Source organism: Acetobacterium sp. (assembly GCF_039830195.1).
In the GTDB taxonomy this organism is placed as follows: Bacteria; Bacillota; Clostridia; order Eubacteriales; family Eubacteriaceae; genus Acetobacterium.
In genome coordinates, this window is record NZ_JBDODG010000019.1 from 31374 (window position 1) to 53337 (window position 21964).

Consider the following 21964-nt stretch of genomic DNA (forward strand, 5'->3'; position numbering starts at 1 on the left):
GCCTGAGATGCCGATGACTCAAACCAGTTAAAAGGTGGTGAGAACGCATTGGCAGATGGCAAAATTATTATTGAAACTGAAGTTGATACCAGTGGGGTCGAGAAAAGTACAAAAAATCTAAAATCTCAGGCAGCTTCACTGGCAGCTGAATATCGCAAAGCTGGAATGGATCAGTCGCAGGCAATGTCAAAAGCCTGGGCAGAAGTCAGAAAATCCAGCAGTCAGGGTTCAAAACAATTAATTGATGATCTAGACCGAGTGGGCAAATCGTCTGAAGGGGCAGGCAGTCGGCTTTCGGAATTAGGACAAACCGCAATGAGCGGTTTGAAAGCAGTTGGTGGTGCCATTGCGGCGGCTTTTGCCGTCGATAAAATCATTGAATTTGGAAAGGCGGCCATTGAAGCGGCAGGATCAGCCAAAGCGATGGAGGCTCAGTTTACGCAGGTGTTTGGCGATCTGGAACCGATGGCCCAGGATGCGATTGATAAGATGGCGGACAAGTTCGGAATGGTTTCCAACCGCTTAAAACCTTCAATGTCGCAAATGACATCAATGTTTAAAGGCCTGGGTCTTGATACTGAAGCTGCCATGCAAAAGGCGAGTGATGCGGTGACATTGTCTGCTGATGCAGCAGCGTTTTATGATATTGCCTATTCCGATGCAAACAGTGCCTTAACGTCATTTATCAAAGGGAACTACGAGGGTGGCGAGGCAATTGGTATTTTTGCTAATGATACCCAAATGGCCCAGTTTGCCATTCAAAAAGGTTTAGTTGAAACGACCGCCGAGTGGTCAAATTTAGATGAAGCAACCAAGCAGGCTACCCGGTTAGAATATGCCCAGAATATGCAAAATTTGGCTGGTGCTACCGGGCAAGCTGCGCGCGAGTCAGACGGATTAGAAAACCAATTGGGTAATATTAACCAGGCCTGGACCGATTTTTTGGCCATTGTCGGCGGTCCCGTTTTGGGGTTGGCGGTTGAAGCGCTAAAAGGTCTGACATCAGGATTGCAGTTGGCTGGCGATGGGTTTAAAACGCTTCTTGAAAATGCCAAGAAACTTGACTTATCAGGCGTCGCAAAAGAGCTTTCCCCATTTGGCACAGCATTTGAACGGGTGAAAATAGCGGCTATTGACGCTTTTGACGAGGCCAGGAAGAAGGTTTTTGAAATTATGCCGCAAATTATTGAAGCGGTGCAGCCAATTCTGGCAGCGTTTCAAAACCTTTGGGAAAATGTCAAGCCGGTGTTTTTATATCTGGTACAAGTCCTATATGAATCTGTTATTCCAGCATTATCAGCTTTATTTGCGGCTTTCATGGAGACACTGCCGGGAATTATTAATTTTTTGACTCCGATTTATGAGGTCATTTCCAATCTGATTTCTTTTATCTGGAATATCATTGGTATGATTGTGGCCATTTTCCAGGGGGACTGGTCAACGGCCTGGGAGTTTGCTGGAACGGCAGTTAAAAATGTTGTTGATACGATCGGATCCATTCTAAATTTTCTCTGGAGTCTGATAACGGGGATTTTGAGCAATATCAGCAATTCAATTTCAGCATCCTGGAAAAGCATTACTGATACAACCAAAAATGTTTGGGATGGGATCATAAATCTGCTTCAAAATGCTTGTCTAGCGATCTATGACAATACCATTGGAAAAATGATTGAACTCGTCGAGGCAGTCACAGAACATTGGGATGAGATTAACACGGCGACTAAAACAAAATGGAGTGAAGTCAAGCAGGCGATCATTGATATTATTTTTTCACTTCCCGCAAAGCTTTATGAAGCTGCAACGAGTATGATCTCAGAGATTGTCCGGGGGATTAAGGAAACTGCTTCTAATGTCTATGATGCCGTAACCGGGCTGGTTAATGATATTCTGACCAAGTTTAAGGAAGGGCTTGGAATCGCATCGCCATCAAAAGAACTGTTTGAAATTGGAAAGTGGATGATCAAGGGACTGATTAATGGTCTCAACGGAGATTCATTGATTGCATTTGTCAACAAAATGATTGAAGAAATCAAAACGGCGTTTGCTGCAGGTAATTTTAACCTCAAAGCCGCAATTGATTTTATTGGTTCAGGGGCATTGGAGTTTTTTAAAAGCATTGGAATTGGTGGAGCATCCATGGGTGACTTAACTGCGCCAGTTAGTGGATCGGTAACCAGTGGATTTGGATACAGGGATGATGTTGGGGATATCGGTACAAAAGATCATATGGGCATTGATATTGGTGTACCAGAAGGAACACCTGTCGGGGCCGCGGGTTCGGGAACGGTCGTACAAGCTGGCTGGAATGGTGGTTATGGCTATTCAGTAATGATTGATCATGGCAATGGGCTTGAGTCTTTATATGGACATCTTTCTGAAGTATTGGTCAGCGTGGGTGATTTGGTAACTAAATTGCAAACAATCGGCTTGTCCGGAAATACTGGAAACTCTACCGGGCCTCACCTTCATTTCGGATTGATGCAGGATGGAGTCTGGATTGATCCATCCGCTTTGTTTGGCTTGGCAACAGGAACGAATCGGGTTCCTAAAACTGGCCCTTACCTTTTGCATAAGGATGAAGCCGTTGTTCCGAAGAAATATAATCCTGCTTTAACAGGTAATGATAGTCTGATTGAAAAACTGCTGGCCGCTGTGACAGCTGAAAATATTCGGTTTGGTGATAGTATGGTTTTCAAATCCTCGGTTAATCCGATCCGACAGGCTATTTCGCAGACATCTTATGAATCCAAGCTTGATTCAATTAATGAAACACTGGATGCGCTTTTAAATAAAGACAGTACTCTGGTATTGGATACCGGGGCCCTGGTTGGCGGGACGATTGCTCAGTTTGACAGTAAATTTGGCACAATAAGGGCAAGAAAGGATCGTGGACAGTTATGAAATTTGACATATTTTTAGATGATATCAGCCTAAGTGAAAATTATGGATTGAGGGTTTTGAAATATTCAATATCACCACCGGTGGCCAAAACGATGATAATCGATATCCCAGGGACTTCTGATTATTTTGATTTGACAGAGTCGATTTCTGGAAATGTGGAATATCAGATGAGAACAATAAAAGTAACGGCTGATCTGCGATTTTCAAGGGATCAGTTTTTTTCGGTATTTAGCGGTTTGTCAAATGCTATAACCGGGAAACGTACGAAAATTAAATTCTCCTGGGACCCTGATTTTTATTGGATTGGCCGGGTTGAGTTTTCAGACTGTACTAATATTCTGGGCTATGGTGGGCAGATTGAAATGATAGCGACGGTTGAACCATACAAATATGAAATCAATCAACAATATCCGGTTGCGTTAACGCTTCCTCAAACGGTTACCTTAGTTGGGCTACATAAGCATATTTGTCCAGTGTTTTTATGTTCAAATGAGATGACTGTCGAATATTTAGGGAATACCTATTCTTTAAATACCGGTGAGAACCAGATTCTTGAAATTTTTCTTGGTCCGGGAACTCATGAATTGAATTTTTCGGGAACTGGAACAGTGACAATAGATTATCGGGGAGCTTCTTTATGAAACTGACTTATCGAACGCATGTGGAAAATCTAGGATGGAGAAAATGGGTCGAGGCTGGCCAATTAAGCGGGACGGTTGGAAAGGGTCTGCGAATTGAAGCAATTGAAATTAAATTTGACGATTTAAATGGTCTTGACTTAAATATTGCATATAAAGCGCATGTGGAAAACATTGGTTGGCAGGATGTGGTCACCAATGGTTCAACTGCAGGGACAACAGGCGAAGGCTTGCGTTTAGAAGCGTTAATGATTTCATTGTTTGGTGCTGATGCAAATAAATACAGCATCTGGTATCGGGTTCATATTCAAAATATTGGCTGGCTGCAGTGGTGCAAAGATGGAGGGGTAGCCGGAACTGAGGGTCAGGCACTGCGGGCCGAAGGGCTTCAGATTCTGATTCTTGAAAAAGGAAAAAATCTCTATCGTTCGGAGGATCCCGGTGCTGTTATGAATACAGTGTACCGGTCTCACGTTGAAAACATCGGTTGGAAAGCCTGGTTTAGAAATGGTCAGGCATCTGGCACAGTGGGACAGGGGTTACGACTGGAAGCAGTCGAAATAAAATTAACAGAAACACAGGATTATAATTTAGGAATTCGTTATCGATCACATGTTGAAAATCTAGGATGGATGGATTGGGTGCATGATGGTCAAACATCCGGGACGGTGGGACAAAGTCTTAGGTTGGAAGCCATAGAAATTCAATTGACTGGTTTTGATGCCAGTAAATTTAAAGTGATGTATCGTGGACATATTGAAAACTCTGGGTGGACGGACTGGGTCGAAAATGGTGCGAGGCTGGGAACAACAGGGCTTGCTTTAAGGGCAGAGGCGATCAGCGTGATTGTCATCCGGGATATTGATAGCATAAATGAGAACATTTCAAATGAGATTGTCAATAAAGCACCGTATATTCAAGTTTGGGCGGTTGACTTTCCAATATCGGAATACCTGATTCATGATATTAGATCCAGGGAACGGGTGACGGAAATGCAGTTGACTGAAGAGCTTAATAAAGTGGCGAGTTTTCAGTTTAAAATTAACCCTAAGCATAAATACTATCATGATCTGATGAAAATGCGAACGGTGATCAGAGTCTTTGCTATTAATACCAATAAGGAGCGAGAACTGTTATTTGAAGGTCGGATTTTGGAGGATGACCGAAATTTTTATAACGAAAAAATGGTTGTTTGTGAAGGTGAGTTGGCTTTTTTACTGGACACAATCCAAAGACCAGCTGTATATGAAAGTCAGCCGATTGAACAGTGGTTGACTGCAATCCTGAATAATCATAATTTAAACGTCACACAAGACAAGCATATTTATATGGGTATTGTCACAAAGCTTGATAATACCTATGATGATCTGCGAAAAAACGATTATATTAATACCTTTGAGCTGATGAAGACGACATTGCTTGATAATATCGGTGGAATTATCACAATTGAACATATTGGCGGTTTGCGATTTCTTGATTTTCGTGAGTCGATGGGGCGGGTTAATACGCAAGTCATCCGCTTTGCCAGAAATCTGCTGAATTATCAGTCAAATGAGTCTGCAAATGGATTAATAACGGCTCTGATTCCTGTTGGAAAAACAATTGATGGAATCAAAGTCAATATTGAAAGTGTGAATGATGGATCTGATTATATCTATAATGAAGAAGCCGTTAATCTTTATGGCTGGATTTTTGGCTATCAGGAATGGAATGATATCGAAGATCCGCAGCGATTATTGGAACGGGGAATTGACCATCTTAATAATCTTGTGAATCTTAAAATCAATCTGGAGTTAACGGCGCTAGATTTGTCTTTGGTTAATGTCGATATTCAGAAAATCAATGTTGGCGATTCGGTAAGATGCATTTCAAATCCGCATGGAATCGATGAGTTTTTTCTTGTTACAAAAAAGGTCAGAAACTTTCAGGATCCAGCAAAAGACAAGTTGATCCTAGGTGATGCGTCGGCTGGTGTTACCCAACAGATGTATGATGATAAACAGTATCTCTTGAAGAAAATTGCGGCAATTAACAATGACCGAAAAGCCTGGATAGAATATGGAAATTATCCTTTCGATTTGACTGGAGTAAATGTTGTATTTCAGCGAGAACATACCATGCCTCCAGTTGTGAATGTATCTATTTTGAAGAATATTGATGATGTTGGTGGGGGCACTGAAACGGCAAAGGATATTGTTGTTACTACGGATTTGGTCATTCAAAGAAATGATGAGGGCCTGATTCTATACACTGGTTGTAGTTTGAAGTTTACCGGGACATTGAGTGATCCTAGTAATTGGTATGTAAGTGTGCAAATAATTGGGACATATGTTTAATGAGAAAGAGTGGTGTTGAATTTCATGTCTTTAACTTATCAGGTCTTTGCCCTTCATGACTGGCAGGTGAATTTTAACGCTGCTGCTATCGCCTCGGCAAATTCAATTTCGGATCAGTCACTAAAAATATGTGGTAGTTTTCGGGCATATAATGATTATATTGGCTTCATTTGGAAAAACACGGACACAAAGAATCATGCGATGTTCAGGCATGAAAAAGTGACAGATTTTGCTGATATTATCATTGATTTTGATGTCAGCTTTACTGGTGCCGTAAAGCCCTTTGATGCTGCCATTGAAGACAAAGCACCGGCTTTGGCAGTTTATTATAGTGATGGAACGATCCTGACGCATTTGTTAAGGGATTCATTGACTGGCAACAATCATTATCATATTGATTTTAGTAATCTGTTTGAGCGAAGAATGGTAGAAAATCCTGACTATGATCCCAGCGATCCGGAGTCGCAGCCATATGTTTTGCAATTATTTCCACTTCCAACTACGGGGATTGAAACGGTTGTTATGGCGATTGTGCCAACATATTATGACTATACAAATGTAACTTGTACCGGCCGTTTTGATGAATTTACAGTTTTTTTTTCAAATTATACTGTCACTGGGGGATTCACGACAATTGATGATTACGAACGTGAGACCCATTTTTTTCGTGTTGCTGAAGGCTATGATGACGAATGTTTCAGAAATCCCCGGAATCTGCTGATGTTTAACAGGAAGCTCGGATATCGAGACGTTATCAATTTGTACATCGGTGCGTCACATTATTATGAGAAGGTGGGCATTGCTGGAGCGGATAGTGAGGACTATAACAATTTTAAAGTTGTGGAATCAAAGGGGCTGTGCCTGGCATTTTCCGAATGGCTTAAATGCTTATGTTACTACATGCCGCAGTATGGCTTTAACCGGTTGATTGTCTCAATTTCTATGGAAAACTTGCACATCCCGGAAAAATGGCAACAACTGTTTTATGACAAGGAGTCTGCCTGTTATAAGGCCGGGCGTACTGGTTGGGAACCACCGACATTCTTTTTCAGTCCAACCAATCAGGAAGCAAGGATTTATTATCAGCGTATCTGTGAAGAATCATTGGATATTGCGATTAGTTACCTGGGGAGTCAGAATGTGACATTACAGCTTGGAGAACCCTGGTGGTGGTGGCAGGAATTTATGCCGGGGGATGTCAGTATACCTTATCCAAACAGACCCCCATGTTTTTATGATCAAGCCACAGTTGCCCTTCATTTAAGTGAACTGGGCAGGGAGATACCAGTCTTTGATACGTCCAGTTTTGAATTAACAAGTAAAAATATTGAAACGGCAAATTGGTTGGGAATGAAGCTTGGTGATTTTTCGGATTTTGTCAGGCGTATTGCAAAGGATAAAAACGTCAAATACACAATTTTATTTTTCCCGCCATCGGTTTTGGATTCAAAACGGGTTCCCAAAGGCATGATGTATGCAAATTTTGCCAGACAATATTGGAAATTCCCAAACCTGGATTTTATCCAAATTGAAGACTATGACTGGCTCATGACTGAAAACAAGTCGCATCTTTCGGTTTTTAAATTTGCTTTGAAACAGCTAAACTATCAATTTGTCAAAGCCAATTATTTTGCTGGTTTTGCATGGGCAGAGTATCAGGAGCCAATTGAGGTTAAACCTTACAAAAAAGAAACTACGATCAGTATGGTGCCTGGTGGAGTTTCAATTTCAGCGACAAATGAAGCAGCTTATTTTAATGTAGTTTCAGACCAGTCTATTTATAATGAGCTGCAGATTCGATCAGAAACATTTTCTTCAGGTGATGTGATCTATATTAAGAACTCAGGAACAGCCTATTTAGCAATTTCAGCGGTTAACAGCACATGGGGATTCACTTATTTAAGTGGTGGAATGAATATGGCACCCTATCAACCTTATATTATGAAATGTGTTTACAATGGGTGGGGAGCGGATACGATGTGGAGTAATTATCTTGTTTCTGATTACGGTTCTGATGGCTCGGTAGCAGCAAAAGTGATTGATCCGGAGGACAATAACGATAAGTCAAGACCAGCTTATGAGGGTCAATGGAAAAAGATTGAACGTGCAGCTAATAAAGGAATTACCTTGGGTTTTTCAGATGTGTTTATCTGGGCGGGAACACAAATAAGACGTGACGGTTACAGTCTCAGGAAATTTATGGTTCCCGAAATAGTTAATGACATTGACATTCGGTTTATCAATAAAAAATGAGAATATCAGCTTTGAGGCTGATTTTTTTTGCAAAGGAAAGGATGAAACAATGAGATATTTAATTGACAGCCCGATTTTATCGGGTATTTTTACGGCGGTTATTGGCTTTTTTACCTGGTTGTTCGGAGGTTGGGATACACTGATGAGCGTGTTGGTATCGCTGATGGCATTGGATTATCTGACGGGTTTAATGGTAGCGTATCAGAATAAAGGATTGTCCTCATCGGTTGGATTAAAAGGATTGTTTAAAAAGATGGCTGAGTTGGTCGTGGTTATGGTGGCCGTTCAGATTGATATTGCCACCAATCAAGGCGGGGCATATTTTAAAAACATCGTCTGCCTGATGTTCATTGCCAATGAAGGGCTGAGCATCTTGGAGAACACCGGTAATTTAGGTGTTCCCCTCCCGGAAGCACTGACCAAGGCATTAAAGCAGATAGAAAATAAAACAGAAACACAAAATGAAAGTGAGGGTGAAATAAAATGATTGAAAAAGCAAACGTAATATATGACGGCCATGTCCAGGACATTGGCAATATCGGCCCATTTCAAAACGGAGAACTATGCGGAACATTTGGTAAGTCAAAACGACTGGAAGCCCTGAGCATCAAAACCGATTCGGATCAGCTAGGGGTCGAATACGAGGGGCAGATCCAAAACACTGGCTGGACGGATGTAAAGCGGGATGGTGAGTTGCTGGGAACAACCGGTCAGGGGTTACGCCTGGAAGCTGTAAAAATCCGGCTGACGGGCGAAAAAGCAAGCGAATATGATATCTATTATGGCGTTCACGCTGAAAATTATGGCGATATGAATTGGGCCATGAACGGTGAACCAGCCGGAACAGAGGGGTTAGGACTCCGGATCGAGGGGATAAAGATCATCATCGCCCCCAAATCGGTTAAATTGACTGTTGGCGATGTTCGTAATTTCATTAAGGCAGAACCAAAATCGGTAGCCCCGGCCATGCCTACACCACAAGTGCAGAAAAGTCTGGCAGGGAAAATTATCTGCCTGAATCCTGGTCACGGTGGCTCCGATCCAGGGGCGGTTGGATTGCTCCGTGAGTCAGATCAAAATTTATGTGTCGTTCTCAGGCTTGGTCAGCTACTTTCGGAACGTGGAGCATCAATCATCTATACAAGAACAACGGATGTCCATATGTACCTATCTGAGCGAACAGAGATTGCAAATAATGCCAATGCCGATATTTTTGTTTCAGTACATCATAATGGGTCAAGTGATCCGGCGTCAAACGGATCTGAAACGATCTGTTATCCGGGCAGTGATAATGGGCTGCGGTTGGCCACTCTGACATTAAACGGGTTATGTAACCGTCTTGGCACTTATCGGCGGGGAGTGATCCAGCGTGATGATTCGGATGTAACATATTCTGATATGGTCGCAGTAATCACCGAAGCGTTGTTTTCATCCAATCCGGATGAGTGCAACTTATTTTCAAATGGTGGGGCCGAATTAGAAGCGTTGGGTATCATGGATGGAATCCTTGCATATTTCGGTTTCTGACAAAATTATAAATAAAGTATATCGATCTTGACGGTTTATTTATAGACGTATAATGATCTTGACTGAAAATTTGTCAAGTAAGCTTCACGGCCACCTTCGGGTGGCCATATTATATTTTCAGGAGGAAAAATGAATAGTTTTATACCATGGATTGGCGGGAAACGCCTGTTAAGAAAAACAATAATTGAAATGTTTCCAAAGGACTTTGATCGATACATTGAAGTCTTTGGCGGTGCCGGTTGGGTGCTCTTTGCAAAAGATAGGCATGCCGATCTGGAGATTTATAATGATTATGACGGTCAGCTGGCCAATTTATTCCGGTGCGTGAAGTTTCACCCGGATGAGGTAAAAAAAGAAATTTCCTGCGTGCTGAACTCCAGGGAGTTTTTCGAAGATTTCAAATCTCAGCTTGATATGCGTGGATTAACCGATATTCAACGTGCTGGGCGGTATTTTATGATCATAAAAACTTCATACGGAGCTGATAGAAAGACCTATGGAGCGACTAAAAAGAACCTCGCTAAAAGCACAGACTATCTGAGCGAGATCAGTGAACGGCTGAATGGCGTGGTGGTTGAAAACCGAGATTTTGAACGGATCATCAAAGTTCATGATCGTCCCAATGCTCTTTTCTATCTTGATCCACCTTATCATGGGACAGAAAAATATTATCAAACTGGCTTCGGAGATACGGATCATGAAAGATTAAGAGATGCCTTGAAAGAAATCAAAGGAAAGTTTATACTGAGTTATAACAATGATGATTTTATCCGGGATTTGTATAAGGATTTCAACTTGATTGAAGTCAGCCGGAGAAATTCGCTGCTTGAACGATATGATGGAAAAGATAAAGAATACAAAGAAGTAATAATCTTGAATTACTAAAATCTACCTTATATTAAAGGGCCTTACGGTCTGGGGGCTTTTGGTATGTGGTTTGAGCAAGTTTGTATTTTTCATTTTTTGCAATAATTGTTAGTGGAATAATTATTAGTAGGTGGTGATAGCTTGGCAAAGTTAAAAGATTTTATTCGAAAGTATAAGGTTTTATTGGGAATTATCATAGGGGTTAGTTTTGCAATTATTGGCCCTTTTATTATTGACAAAGTGTATGATTCGAAAAATAAAATATTTTTCACTTTATGGAATGCTTCAGATGTTCTTTCGTATTATGGCACCCTTTTAGGCGCAGCTGCAACTATTATTGCAGTAACTTGGACTATAATCACAACAAAAAAATCAGCTGAATTAGATAGAAAACACGCTATGATAGTTAATCACAGTAATATTGGAGTGAAAGAGTGTTACGATCTAATAGAAGTTTGCGATACTATTAAAATAAAGACTTTGCTTGATAATTTAAATAATCCAACTGATAAAAATGACTTTGATAAAAGTATTGAAATATCATTACTACAAAATAAATTCAGCAAGCTTATAGATGAGATAAAAATAAGCCATATTAAATGGCAATTCATTTATCCATTCGTCGGATCAAAAACAAGAGACTTTATTGATTTTTATATTATAGGACTCCAAAAACTTATAGAAGATTTATCAAAATCGATAGAGTGTAACGGGACCTATTTTTGGGTAAATAATGAAAATTTGGATAAAATTAGCTGCTTTCAAAATAAACATCAACCAACTTTTATTGTAATTCTTCAGTATCTTGTCCATGAATACGATTGTGAGACAATTTGGGAATGTTCGTTATTTGATGGTAAAAATGACTCCGATGATAAAGAAAAAACAAATATCCGATAAGATAAATTAAATGCTATGCTGATGAAGTTATGATATTTGCTTTCGCAACAGCGTTTACAGTCCAAATGAGCTTGAAAGGAACGGTTCAATCAATGAAAATTTATAATTTGAAAAAAATGGCGATAAAATGGCTGTATTACTTCAAGGTTCAGTGAGACTACTATTCTTCCCCGACTCTTAATCAGGGTACTGTCTATAAAACATATAAAATAAGAAGAAAGTTTAAATTGTGACAATCTAAACAAGAATATGATTTTGAAAAAAGTGTGTTATCATCTAAATTAAATAAATTGGCAACGTTTTATGGTTGTGCATATGTCTGGGTACGGGCACCCGTGGCGTGATGGAGCGGATGATTATGAGGCTTCCGGAACGAACATGATTGCCTGTATTTTTGAAACTGGGTCAATCCAGGCAGATATCAATACGTTGGTGGATGTTCAGAATTATGGAAAAGCAATTGCAAAAGGAATTTGCAATTTTGCCAATCAAGAAGCGTAGAAATTTGTTTGAGTAAAGGTTCTATTTTCGACTAGAAATATTAAATGCTATCGTATATAATATTTAATATAATCGTTATGCAAATGATATTTTATTTAAGCTTGCATATTCGTTTTAATATGAAGAATGGGAGAATCAAAAATGAATATATCTGAATCAAAAAAAATTTTAATATTTTGTCTTAGTAGTTACACTATTCTTGTTCTAATTGTGAATTTATTTGGAATTTTTTGGCCGGCTTTTATTATTCTAGAAACTGGAGCACCTAGCGCACTTGTAACTCTTTTTGTAGGATTATTTGGGACAGTGATCGTAGATTACATTGTTGGATTGATAATTATAGAATTAGCTGAAAAATCTTTCGAAATCATGGAGGATCATATAAAGAATGATTGTATGAAATATATGACAGGGTTGACATGTGCTATAGTAGTAAGCAATTTTATAACATTCTTGGCAATTTTGGATTCCTTTAATACAATCCTTTAGCTTAAATCTGTTTTTACTCAAAAAATAAATAACTATGGAAAGTAGTGATTTAGCAATATCATCCATTTAAAATTTGACACCACCCTTAGGGGTGGTGTTTTTTTATTTTTTGGATTATAATTAAAAAATGGGAGGGATGATATTATGTGTGAAGGATTAGAACTTATAAAAATGGTTACTGCATTGTCATCGACAGCGGGTAAAGCGATAGATTTTGCGAGCGTCTCTGGAATTCCTGAAAGCATAAAGAACGCATTAGGTATTCTTGATGATAAGATTTCGGAAATGAAGTTAAACAACCAAATTAATTTCCTGATAAGAGTCAAAAAGAAACTTGATGATATAGGTTATCCATATATATTAAAACCTATTGAATTAAAGCTAACCGCCCATCTATTGGAGGCAACGTCACTAGAAACGAATGATTTTCTGCAAGAAATGTGGGTAAACCTTTTAATTAACTCGTCGATTGAAGAAACTGGTATTTACTTAAACAGAACATTCATGGATATTTTAGAAAGATTGAGTCCTTTAGAAGCTAAAATTTTGATTAAAATTTATGAATTACCGTTTGAAGAAACAGAAAACAGAGGTGTCTTAACAATTGGGCTTCCGGAAAAAGTAACTATTGTAGAAGATAATTATAAACGGGATGACAGATTAGAAAATGAACCGATTAAATTAGCACTGTCTAATCTTTTGCGATTAGGATGTATATCACAAAGAGATTTATTTGCACCGGATGAAATTTTCGAAATTGTCAAACCTACTTTGTTGGGAAAACGGTTTGTTGAATCGTGTACTTTGGATCTTTGAATTAAAAAAAGAAAATTGATTATCATAATGACAAATACAGGTTTTTATAGAAATGTGGTATAGTGCCTCAAAAGTGGGAATGATTTTTGAATAAATATTTAATCCTAATAGGTGGCGTTTTTTCATATATAGATTTAGAATAGACGAAAGTATATTATAAGTTGGGACAAACCTACGGAGTTGAAGAGAATATGGATAATTTAGAACTAAAAAAAGATATAGAAGGCTTGGTTCAAATGTTGGAAGACCGAGAGGAAATAAAAGTTATTGTCAAGTCTGTTGGCAATAAAATTAATATCAATGAATACCCATATGACTTTAATTCTGATTTTCAAATTGATTTCAGAGTTAAAGAAAATGAATTTAGATTGGCTTTACTCTATTTAATAAAAAGGAATACTGGAACTGGATCAAAGATTATTGATTGGATCTTGAATTATTGTAGAACAAAGAAAATTGATTCTCTCTTAATTGCAAATATTAGTGCTGAAAAAAAGGAAATGATCAAGCTATGTAAAAAGTATAATGGATCATGGGAAAATGTTTGCAAATGCGAAGGGTTAACATATAGGGACTATCGAATCATATTATGAAAAAAATAAATACGCCGTTATGCAATCAATATCATAGTTAGCAATGCATGGCGTGTGAAAATCATAAAAGAAGGTGCCAAGATCTAGCATCTTCTTTTTTATTGACTTTACAACAGAACGGATGTACTATAAAACAAACGTTCTTTTGTGAGGTGGATAAATGGATCGTGTAATTTTGCATTCAGATATGAACAGTTTTTATGCAAGTGTTGAGTGTCTTTATAACCCAGAGATCAGAGATAAACCAGTGGCTGTTGGTGGTAATCCTGAAAAACGTCATGGGATTATACTGGCTAAGAATGAGAAAGCCAAAAAAGCGGGAGTGAAGACGGGAGAAACTTTAGGACAAGCATTGGGAAAATGCCCCAATCTTGTTATAGTGCGCCCAAATTACGAGCGTTACTTGCGTTATTCAAAACTCTCAAGGGAAATATATAACCGATATTCTAATCAGGTTGAACCGTTTGGATTGGACGAATCGTGGATCGATGTAACAAATAGTATAAAACTTCATGGATCAGGTGAGAAGATCGCTAATAAGATCAGCTCGGAAATCAAAGATGAACTGGGAGTAACGGTTTCTATTGGCATATCCTGGAACAAAATTTTTGCGAAGTATGGATCGGATTATAAGAAACCGGATGCGATCACTATTATTACACGAGATAATTATAAACAAATTGTCTGGGAACAAGATGTAGGGGACTTACTTTACGTTGGGCGATCTACGAAAAATAAGCTTCGAAAATATGGGATTTATACTATTGGTCAATTGGCCAGCACTTCGGTTGATTTTCTCGTTACTGTTTTTGGAAAAATGGGCGTAGTTCTATGGCGGTTTGCTAATGGCCTTGACGACAGCCCGGTTAAACCATTTGACGAACATTATAATGGAAACGAACGTTTAATTAAGAGTATTGGTAACAGTATTACAACTCCTAGGGATCTCAAGAACCTTAGGGATGTAAAAATCATCATTTATATGTTAACAGAAAGCGTAGCTATGCGTTTAAGGGAAACTGGATGCTATTGCCAGACGGTGGCTATCCACGTTCGAAATAAAGAACTATATAGCTTTACCCGACAAATGAAGCTTCAGAAACCATCAGATCTCACAAATGAGATTGCCAGAGCAGCCATCGATCTATTTGTAAGAAACTATGATTTTAGTTCTGATATCCGATCCATGGGCGTAAGGGTGACCGATCTGGTACCTGATTCAACACCAATACAATTAGATTTATTTGGCAATGAAGAATTGCGGGTGAGACAGGCTCGACTTGACGATACCATCGATGGTTTAAGAAAACGCTTTGGAAATTTGGCAATACGGAGGGCGTTAACCATTGACGATCAAATGGGAAACCTGGATGCTAAAAAAGATCATGTTATCTATCCGATTGGGTATTTTTAGTAATAAGTAAAAACATCAGGAGTTTACTAGGACATGTTATTTTTGCACTGAATGTGCTATCTCTTTCAGTAATGCAAGCCAAAGTGACCCATATTTCGTGTTGAGTTCATCAACCAATTTATTTCTTTCTAAATCAGCAAGTATTCCAGCGTTAAAACAGTAAAGCAATACGCCCAGTGCCATATCATGGACCATCTTCAGAGATTCATAATCTTTGGCGATGGTCATTTCTTTATAGGTGTCTTCTAAGTATTTTTGAAGAGCAGTTTTTAAATTATTCATATCGTCCTCGCTTTCCTTTGCAGTAATTAAAACATTTATTAATATGATAATCAATCAATTTGAATAATTTTTACTGTTGAATACTTCTCAATAATAATGTTACAATCGTTATTAAAGAGAAATAGTGAGAAGGAGGACGAATTTATGAGGAAAAGTATTCATAAGTGTTTTGTGGTGCTATTAACTTTGTTCATGATTGTTGGAATGGTACCAGCTAGTGCTTCAGCAGCATCAACGCCAGTAGCAAGTTATCATACCCACGTTCAAAATGTGGGATGGCAGGACTTTGTATCCGATGGCAACATGAGCGGCACGTCGGGCAGAGGGCTTCGATTAGAGGGAATCGAAGTTAAGTTAGATAATCAAGGCTACGATTTAGGGATAACCTATCAAACCCATATTCAGAATATCGGCTGGGAAGCTGATACGACGAGGGGCTGGAAGTCAAACGGTCAAATGAGTGGAACTGAAGGTTTATCTTATCGACTGGAAGGTATTCAGATTAAGCTGACCGGGACCGATGCCAGCAAGTTTGATATTTATTATCAGGTTCATGCTGAAAATATAGGATGGATGGGCTGGGCCAAGAATGGAGAGAGTGCAGGAACAGCTGGCTTTGGTTATCGGCTTGAAGGAATAAGAGTCAAAATTGTACCGGCTGGATCAGCAGCACCTGGAAGCACTGAAAATCCATTTGTGATAAATACACCAACATATGGCAAGCTAAAAGTAAGTTATGTTGATGTTGGCCAGGCTGATAGTATACTCATTCAGCAGGGCGATCATGCGATGCTGATTGACGCTGGGAACAACGACGATTCAACTTTAGTTAAAAACTATATTACAAATCAAGGTGTTTCAGTTCTTGATTATGTAATTGGAACGCATCCGCATGAAGATCACATCGGCGGGCTTGATTATGTTATCAACAGCTTCCAGATTGGTAAGATCTATATGCCAGAAGTTGTTGCAACAACAAAGACTTTTGAGGATGTCATCACTGCGATTAATAATAAAGGAATGTCAATTTCAAAACCGAATGTTGGCGAGACATTTAAATTAGGCGATGCAACTTGCACGATACTAGGACCAATGGATCCGGATGCTTCAGAATTAAACACCTATTCAATTGTTTTGAAGGTTGATTATAACAATAATAGCTTTTTATTCACTGGAGATGCGGAAGCAGTAAATGAATCAGCTATGATCAATTCCGGTCGTGATTTAAATGTTGATGTACTAAAAGTTGGACATCATGGGAGCACATCGTCAACTACTCAAGCGTTTTTAAATGCCACTAGTCCATCATTTGCGATTATCTGCGTAGGCGCCGGCAATTCTTACGGACACCCGGCTGCAAGTGTTGTAACAAGGTTGGAAAACAATGGGGCTAAAATATTTAGAACAGATGTAAACGGGACAATTGTGGCTACAAGTGATGGAACGAGTATTTCATTTAATGTAAACCCAACTAATCCTGATCCGGTAACGCCACCACCTACACCAACGCCGACGCCGGATCCTACACCAACACCAACTCCTGAAACACCCGTGGACTACACTGTGTACAAAACGAATACGGGAACGAAATACCATCGAGATGGATGTTCTTACCTCAGCAAAAGTAAAATACCAATCATGAAGTCGGTCGCAATTGCCCAGGGATTAGGTCCATGCAGTAAATGCAATCCATAAAAGGTGAAACTATGAAAGTAATAATTGATCGATTCGAAGGAAGAGCAACGGTTTGCGAAAAAGAAGATAGATCTATGATTGAGATTCCTAGAATTGTAACTCCGGAAGATGCAAAAGAAGGGGACGTCCTGATAATAGAAAATGGAGATATTATTATTGACCATGAGGCTACTGAGAAAAGGCGAAAAGAAATTGGGGAAATTACAAAAAGTTTGTGGAAATGATAGTTCGAAATAATGTATTAAATGAGGGATTACAACAATAAAAGGTGATTTGCAATGAAAAGAGAAAGTTTATTTGTCGGAATTTTCTAATGAAAGGTATTTTATACTTTTGTATTCGATTTGTGTGTGGATTTTCGGCAGCTTTTTTAGAGTGAAAATATATTTATATTAATGGAGAAAGAGTTATGCAATTACTGTTTTGGTTAGAAAAAAAATGTCAAAATCATATGTATCAGTTAGAAGATAAGCTTGAATTTGAAGAAAAATTTGACTTTTGTAAATATAAAAATTTATTTAATATATTGCCAAGAGATCTTTACGATGAACTTATGGACTTTAGTGAATTTGAAAAATCTCCATTTGGGGTAATCTATACAATATTAGATGGAAAAGTTGAAAAATTAATTTTGGACAATATTTATTTTGATAATATACCAACATTCAGCGACACAAATTGTTTAGAAGAGTTATTGGTAAATGGAAATGTATTTTCGAATAAAGATATAAGCAATTTAGTGAAACAATGTCCATCACTTATTAGATTGAGTTTAAATAATTCAGAGATCAGAGAGGTGCCGGCATGTGTGGAAAGGGTAACAAACCTGACCACATTAGATTTAAGTGGAACAGAGATTACTGAGTTACCGGAGTGGATTGGTAAAATGACAAACCTGACCAGTCTGGATTTAAGCAAAACAAAGATTAGCGAGTTGCCGGAGTCGATGAAAGGAATGACAAACCTGACCACATTGGATTTAAGTGGAACAGAGATTACTGAGTTACCAGAGTGGATTGGTAAAATGACAAACCTGACCAGTCTAAATTTAAACAAAACAAAGATCAGTGAGTTGCCGGAGTTGATGGAAGGGATGACAACTTTGAATACTTTGGATTTAGGTAATACTGAGATCCATAAGTTACCGGAGTGGATTGGTAAAATGACAAACCTGGCCGGTCTGAATTTAAGCAAAACAAAGATTAGCGAGTTGCCGGAGTGGATAAGTGGAATGACAAACTTGATCGCATTGAATTTGAGTTATGCAAAGATTAGCGAGTTACCGGAGTGGATAAGAGGAATGTCAAACCTAATCGGATTGAATTTGAGTTATGCAAAGATTAGCGAGTTACCGAAGTGGATTGGCAAAATGACAAACCTGACCAAACTGGATTTATGCGGAACGAAGATTAGCGAGTTACCGGAGTCGATGAAAGGAATGACAAACCTGACCACTTTGAATTTAAGTGGAACGAAGATTAGCGAGTTACCGGAGTGGATGGGTAAAATGACAAACCTGACCACTTTGAATTTAAGTGGAACGGAGATTAGTGAGTTACCGGAGTGGACTGGTAAAATGACAAACCTGACCACTTTGGATTTAAGTGGAACAGAGATTAGCGAGTTACCGGAGTGGATGGGTAAAATGACAAACCTGACCACTTTGGATTTAAGTGGAACAGAGATTAGCGAGTTACCGGAGTGGATGGGTAAAATGACAAACCTGACCAGTCTAAATTTAAACAAAACAAAGATCAGTGAGTTGCCGGAGTTGATGGAAGGGATGACAACTTTGAATACTTTGGATTTAGGTAATACTGAGATCCATAAGTTGCCGGAGCGGATGGGAGAAATGATTAGCCTTGCCACTTTGGATTTAAGTGGAACAAAGATTAGCGAGTTGCCGGAGTCAATGAAAGAAATGACAAACCTGACTAGGTTGAATTTAAGTAGAACAGAGATAAGTGAATTGCCGAAGTGGATTGATAAAATGACAAACTTGACCAGTCTGGATTTAAGTGAAACAAAGATCAGTGAGTTACCGGAGTTGATAGATGGAATGACACACCTGACTAGGTTGGATTTAAGAAAAACAAAGGTATGCGAGTTACCGGAGTGGATTGGTAAAATGACAAACCTGACCAGTCTGGATTTAAGTGAAACAAAGATCAGTGAGTTGCCGGTATCGATAGGTGGAATGACACACCTGACTAGGTTGAATTTAAGCAAAACAAAGGTATGCGAGCTGCCGGAGTGGATTGGTAAAATGACAAACCTGACTAGGTTGAATTTAAGCAGTACAAAGATTAGCGAGTTGCCGGTATCGATAGATGGAATGACAAACCTGACCAGTCTGAATTTAAGTGGAACGAAGATTAGCGTGATACCGAAATCGATGGGAGGAATGAAAAACTTGACCTGCCTGGATTTAAGCGGAACACCTATTAGTAAGATATCTGTTGAGTTGCATAATCTTAAAAAGTTGCGGGTATTAGGTCTCAATGATACATGTCTTGATAGTGTACCAGAGGAACTTCTTAGATTGAAATTACCATTTATTCAGAATAAGTTTGTAACGAATGAAAAAGGAATTAATATTTACAATGTAAATTTTCGTTTCATGGAAAAAACATTATTTGAACAGCCAATAGAAACTATTAAAGAGTTCTACAAAGATGGTTTACAAGAAATAAATGAAAGCAAGGTCATTTTTATTGGCGATGGTGAGGTTGGTAAAAGTTCTTTAATTGAATGTCTAATAACAGGAGATTGTGATAGGAAAAAAAGCTCTACTCATGGGGTGTCGATTGAAAATCTGCTAGTTAATATAGATGATAAAGATGTGAAATTGCGAATCTGGGATTTCGGAGGTCAACATATCATGCACGCTATGCACAGATGCTTCCTTACTGACCGAACAGTATATGTTATTGTTGTTGAAAGTAGAAATGATACGTATGTTGAGCGATATGTAACTGACTGGCTTGAAACAGTAAAAGCATTTGCACCTGGTTGCCCTGTTATTTTAGTTTTTAATAAAATTGAAAATAATCCTAATATATCAATAAATCAAACAGATTTTTACGCAAAATACCCAATGTTGAAGCAAGTATTATATGTTTCTGCCCACCAGAATGAAAAAGTCGCTGAAGGCTCTTTGAATGGAAATACTATTGAACAATTAAAAAGTGTTATTTGTTCAACTGTTAGTAATTCAGACTGGTATAGATTTCTTTTTAACAAAAAATGGTTAAAAGTTAAAGAAAAACTTGAGTTGATGAAAGACGATTATATAAGTATTAATGATTATCGCAATATCTGTAAATATAACGGAATAAACCATGAGGAGACGCAAAATAATCTGCTTCGCTGGTTTAAAGATCTTGGGGTATCTAACTATTATGAAAGAGAAATCGACACAAGTGTTTTAGAAATGTTTCAGGTTCTAAACCCTGAATGGTTAACTAATGGAATATATCGTATGATATTACGTTTACCTAAAGAACAAGGAATTCTTTCGCATCAAGAAATTAATGAAGTAATGAATAAAAGTTTTGCAGGTGATGTAAAAGAGAATATTAGATACTCAGCAATCGAAGTTGATTATATACTCCAAGTTATGCGTCGATTTGGGATTTCCTATAAAATGGGTAAATCAGAACTGATACCACTTCGACTCCCTGTAAATACTCCGCAAGAAGAAGAAAAATTCAATAAGAAAACTGCGATGCATCTTTCGTGGGAGGCTCCTTATATTCCATCTAATGTACTTCATAAGTTAATGATAAATCAGTACAATTGGTTGAATCTCGGGTGCATTTGGCGCAGTGGAGCATGGTTAAGTTGGGATGACAACGATGTGATTTTGGTTTCAGATGATCGTAGTCTAAACTTGTATATAAATGCCAGTAATCCACTCGAAAACTATACAGCGTTAGAAATCATGCGAAAAGAGATTAGAAAAATATTCGCAGAGATGAACATTATTCCAAATGAAATGCTCCATTACACTCGCTTGAAGGATGCAGATGGTAACCTTGTGAAGGATGGAAAAATTGATTATTTAAGTGTTTGTAATCAATATAAAGCAAAACCCAATAATGAAATATATTTAGCGGATTCAGATGCATATGTCAAGCCAGATGTATTATTAATGCGTTTTTTTAGAGAAGAGACTATTAAAGGAGAAATAAAAAATTTGAAGATTGGCAAGATTGTAATTAATAGTTCTAGTGGAATTCAAAATAATGTCGAAGGTAATCAAAAAATAAAAACACAAAATGCAACTAACCAGACAATAGAATTTAGTGATGAAGATATTAATAAAATTGTAAACATGTTGAAATATTTAATCACTACCGAAGAATTACCGAATGATGTCAATAGTGAGTTGCAAAATGTACTTGATAGTGGGAAATCGGATGAAAGTAAAAAGAGTTTATGGAACAATATTACAAGTTTTCTAGGGTTAGGAGGTAATTTGGCAACGATCATTGATGTAGCTACAAATCACTTGCCTAAATTAGTTGATTATTTAGGTCGTTTATCATAAAAATAAGTACTTTTTGTAGATGAGTTTATATTTTTGTTTGAAAACCGTTTAGGAAAAATGGTAGAGAAAAAATTGCTAGTCTATGTACTTGTTTCGGCAGAGTCTGTTGTTGTAGAAACTCAACTGTATTTTAGAATTGGGGGAAGCTGAGTAAAATATTATTCATGATGGAATAATGTTTATAAATTTGCGACAGGTGG

General features: G+C 38.1%; 17 protein-coding genes. 16 read left to right on the top strand and 1 reads right to left on the bottom strand.

What is annotated here, in order from left to right; genetic code table 11:
* Nucleotides 1–48 precede the first annotated feature (48 nt).
* The 13 genes from ABGU93_RS07115 to dinB all read left to right on the top strand — a co-directional run bounded on the left by ABGU93_RS07115 (nt 49) and on the right by dinB (nt 15235).
* Nucleotides 49–2901, top strand: coding sequence for a peptidoglycan DD-metalloendopeptidase family protein (locus tag ABGU93_RS07115; RefSeq protein ID WP_347412781.1), 2853 nt, complete (start codon nt 49–51; stop codon nt 2899–2901).
* Nucleotides 2898–3542 carry a hypothetical protein gene (locus tag ABGU93_RS07120; RefSeq protein WP_347412782.1) on the top strand — a complete coding sequence of 215 codons (645 nt, stop codon included), beginning with the start codon at nt 2898–2900 and terminating at the stop codon, nt 3540–3542. The genes ABGU93_RS07115 and ABGU93_RS07120 overlap by 4 nt, the downstream gene beginning before the upstream one ends.
* Nucleotides 3539–5875 (top strand): phage tail spike protein, encoded by a 2337-nt coding sequence (locus ABGU93_RS07125; protein ID WP_347412783.1) that lies wholly within the window; start codon nt 3539–3541, stop codon nt 5873–5875. The genes ABGU93_RS07120 and ABGU93_RS07125 overlap by 4 nt, the downstream gene beginning before the upstream one ends.
* A 24-nt stretch (nt 5876–5899) precedes the next feature.
* Nucleotides 5900–8128: a hypothetical protein gene (locus ABGU93_RS07130; RefSeq protein WP_347412784.1), complete on the top strand. Its 2229-nt coding sequence runs from the start codon at nt 5900–5902 to the stop codon at nt 8126–8128.
* A 49-nt stretch (nt 8129–8177) separates the two neighbouring features.
* The gene (locus ABGU93_RS07135; RefSeq protein ID WP_347412785.1) at nt 8178–8615 is read left to right on the top strand and encodes a phage holin family protein; all 438 of its coding nucleotides are present in this window, start codon (nt 8178–8180) and stop codon (nt 8613–8615) included.
* On the top strand, nt 8612–9655 hold the full coding sequence (locus ABGU93_RS07140; RefSeq protein ID WP_347412786.1) for an N-acetylmuramoyl-L-alanine amidase: 1044 nt from the start codon (nt 8612–8614) through the stop codon (nt 9653–9655). The genes ABGU93_RS07135 and ABGU93_RS07140 overlap by 4 nt, the downstream gene beginning before the upstream one ends.
* Nucleotides 9656–9784: 129 nt before the next feature.
* On the top strand, nt 9785–10540 hold the full coding sequence (locus tag ABGU93_RS07145; protein ID WP_347412787.1) for a DNA adenine methylase: 756 nt from the start codon (nt 9785–9787) through the stop codon (nt 10538–10540).
* A gap of 123 nt (nt 10541–10663) precedes the next feature.
* Complete coding sequence (locus ABGU93_RS07150; RefSeq protein ID WP_347412788.1) at nt 10664–11422, top strand: hypothetical protein; 759 nt, start codon at nt 10664–10666, stop codon at nt 11420–11422.
* Nucleotides 11423–11725: 303 nt separating this feature from the next.
* Nucleotides 11726–11923, top strand: a complete 198-nt coding sequence (locus tag ABGU93_RS07155) for a hypothetical protein (RefSeq protein WP_347412789.1) — start codon at nt 11726–11728, stop codon at nt 11921–11923.
* A gap of 141 nt (nt 11924–12064) precedes the next feature.
* A complete protein-coding gene (locus tag ABGU93_RS07160) occupies nt 12065–12412 on the top strand; it encodes a hypothetical protein (protein WP_347412790.1) in 348 nt (115 codons plus the stop codon).
* Nucleotides 12413–12556: 144 nt separating this feature from the next.
* Nucleotides 12557–13228, top strand: coding sequence for an Abi-alpha family protein (locus ABGU93_RS07165; RefSeq protein WP_347412791.1), 672 nt, complete (start codon nt 12557–12559; stop codon nt 13226–13228).
* A 191-nt stretch (nt 13229–13419) separates the two neighbouring features.
* Nucleotides 13420–13821, top strand: a complete 402-nt coding sequence (locus ABGU93_RS07170; RefSeq protein WP_347412792.1) for a hypothetical protein — start codon at nt 13420–13422, stop codon at nt 13819–13821.
* Between the two features lie 160 nt (nt 13822–13981).
* Complete coding sequence (gene dinB / locus ABGU93_RS07175) at nt 13982–15235, top strand: DNA polymerase IV (RefSeq protein ID WP_347412793.1); 1254 nt, start codon at nt 13982–13984, stop codon at nt 15233–15235.
* Nucleotides 15236–15271: 36 nt separating this feature from the next.
* Here dinB and ABGU93_RS07180 read toward each other — a convergent pair whose 3' ends face one another.
* Complete coding sequence (locus ABGU93_RS07180; RefSeq protein WP_347412794.1) at nt 15272–15517, bottom strand: hypothetical protein; 246 nt, start codon at nt 15515–15517, stop codon at nt 15272–15274.
* A gap of 144 nt (nt 15518–15661) precedes the next feature.
* On the opposite strand from ABGU93_RS07180, the gene ABGU93_RS07185 reads away from it, so the two are divergent.
* The 3 genes from ABGU93_RS07185 (at nt 15662) to ABGU93_RS07195 (ending at nt 21764) form a co-directional block, all read left to right on the top strand.
* The gene (locus tag ABGU93_RS07185) at nt 15662–17212 is read left to right on the top strand and encodes an MBL fold metallo-hydrolase (RefSeq protein WP_347412795.1); all 1551 of its coding nucleotides are present in this window, start codon (nt 15662–15664) and stop codon (nt 17210–17212) included.
* Between the two features lie 11 nt (nt 17213–17223).
* The gene (locus tag ABGU93_RS07190; protein ID WP_347412796.1) at nt 17224–17436 is read left to right on the top strand and encodes a DUF3006 domain-containing protein; all 213 of its coding nucleotides are present in this window, start codon (nt 17224–17226) and stop codon (nt 17434–17436) included.
* A gap of 185 nt (nt 17437–17621) precedes the next feature.
* Nucleotides 17622–21764, top strand: coding sequence for a leucine-rich repeat domain-containing protein (locus tag ABGU93_RS07195; RefSeq protein WP_347412797.1), 4143 nt, complete (start codon nt 17622–17624; stop codon nt 21762–21764).
* Nucleotides 21765–21964 lie beyond the last annotated feature (200 nt).

Bases quoted from the DNA above. Each gene is read 5' to 3' on its own strand.
- ABGU93_RS07155 (WP_347412789.1), top strand. From the start codon at position 11,726: ATGGTTGTGCATATGTCTGGGTACGGGCACCCGTGGCGTGATGGAGCG.
- ABGU93_RS07170 (WP_347412792.1), top strand. From the start codon at position 13,420: ATGGATAATTTAGAACTAAAAAAAGATATAGAAGGCTTGGTTCAAATG.
- dinB (WP_347412793.1), top strand. From the start codon at position 13,982: ATGGATCGTGTAATTTTGCATTCAGATATGAACAGTTTTTATGCAAGT.
- ABGU93_RS07190 (WP_347412796.1), top strand. From the start codon at position 17,224: ATGAAAGTAATAATTGATCGATTCGAAGGAAGAGCAACGGTTTGCGAA.
- ABGU93_RS07130 (WP_347412784.1), top strand. From the start codon at position 5,900: ATGTCTTTAACTTATCAGGTCTTTGCCCTTCATGACTGGCAGGTGAAT.
- ABGU93_RS07145 (WP_347412787.1), top strand. From the start codon at position 9,785: ATGAATAGTTTTATACCATGGATTGGCGGGAAACGCCTGTTAAGAAAA.
- ABGU93_RS07195 (WP_347412797.1), top strand. From the start codon at position 17,622: ATGCAATTACTGTTTTGGTTAGAAAAAAAATGTCAAAATCATATGTAT.
- ABGU93_RS07120 (WP_347412782.1), top strand. From the start codon at position 2,898: ATGAAATTTGACATATTTTTAGATGATATCAGCCTAAGTGAAAATTAT.
- ABGU93_RS07180 (WP_347412794.1), bottom strand. From the start codon at position 15,517: ATGAATAATTTAAAAACTGCTCTTCAAAAATACTTAGAAGACACCTAT.
- ABGU93_RS07185 (WP_347412795.1), top strand. From the start codon at position 15,662: ATGAGGAAAAGTATTCATAAGTGTTTTGTGGTGCTATTAACTTTGTTC.
- ABGU93_RS07135 (WP_347412785.1), top strand. From the start codon at position 8,178: ATGAGATATTTAATTGACAGCCCGATTTTATCGGGTATTTTTACGGCG.
- ABGU93_RS07140 (WP_347412786.1), top strand. From the start codon at position 8,612: ATGATTGAAAAAGCAAACGTAATATATGACGGCCATGTCCAGGACATT.
- ABGU93_RS07160 (WP_347412790.1), top strand. From the start codon at position 12,065: ATGAATATATCTGAATCAAAAAAAATTTTAATATTTTGTCTTAGTAGT.
- ABGU93_RS07165 (WP_347412791.1), top strand. From the start codon at position 12,557: ATGTGTGAAGGATTAGAACTTATAAAAATGGTTACTGCATTGTCATCG.
- ABGU93_RS07125 (WP_347412783.1), top strand. From the start codon at position 3,539: ATGAAACTGACTTATCGAACGCATGTGGAAAATCTAGGATGGAGAAAA.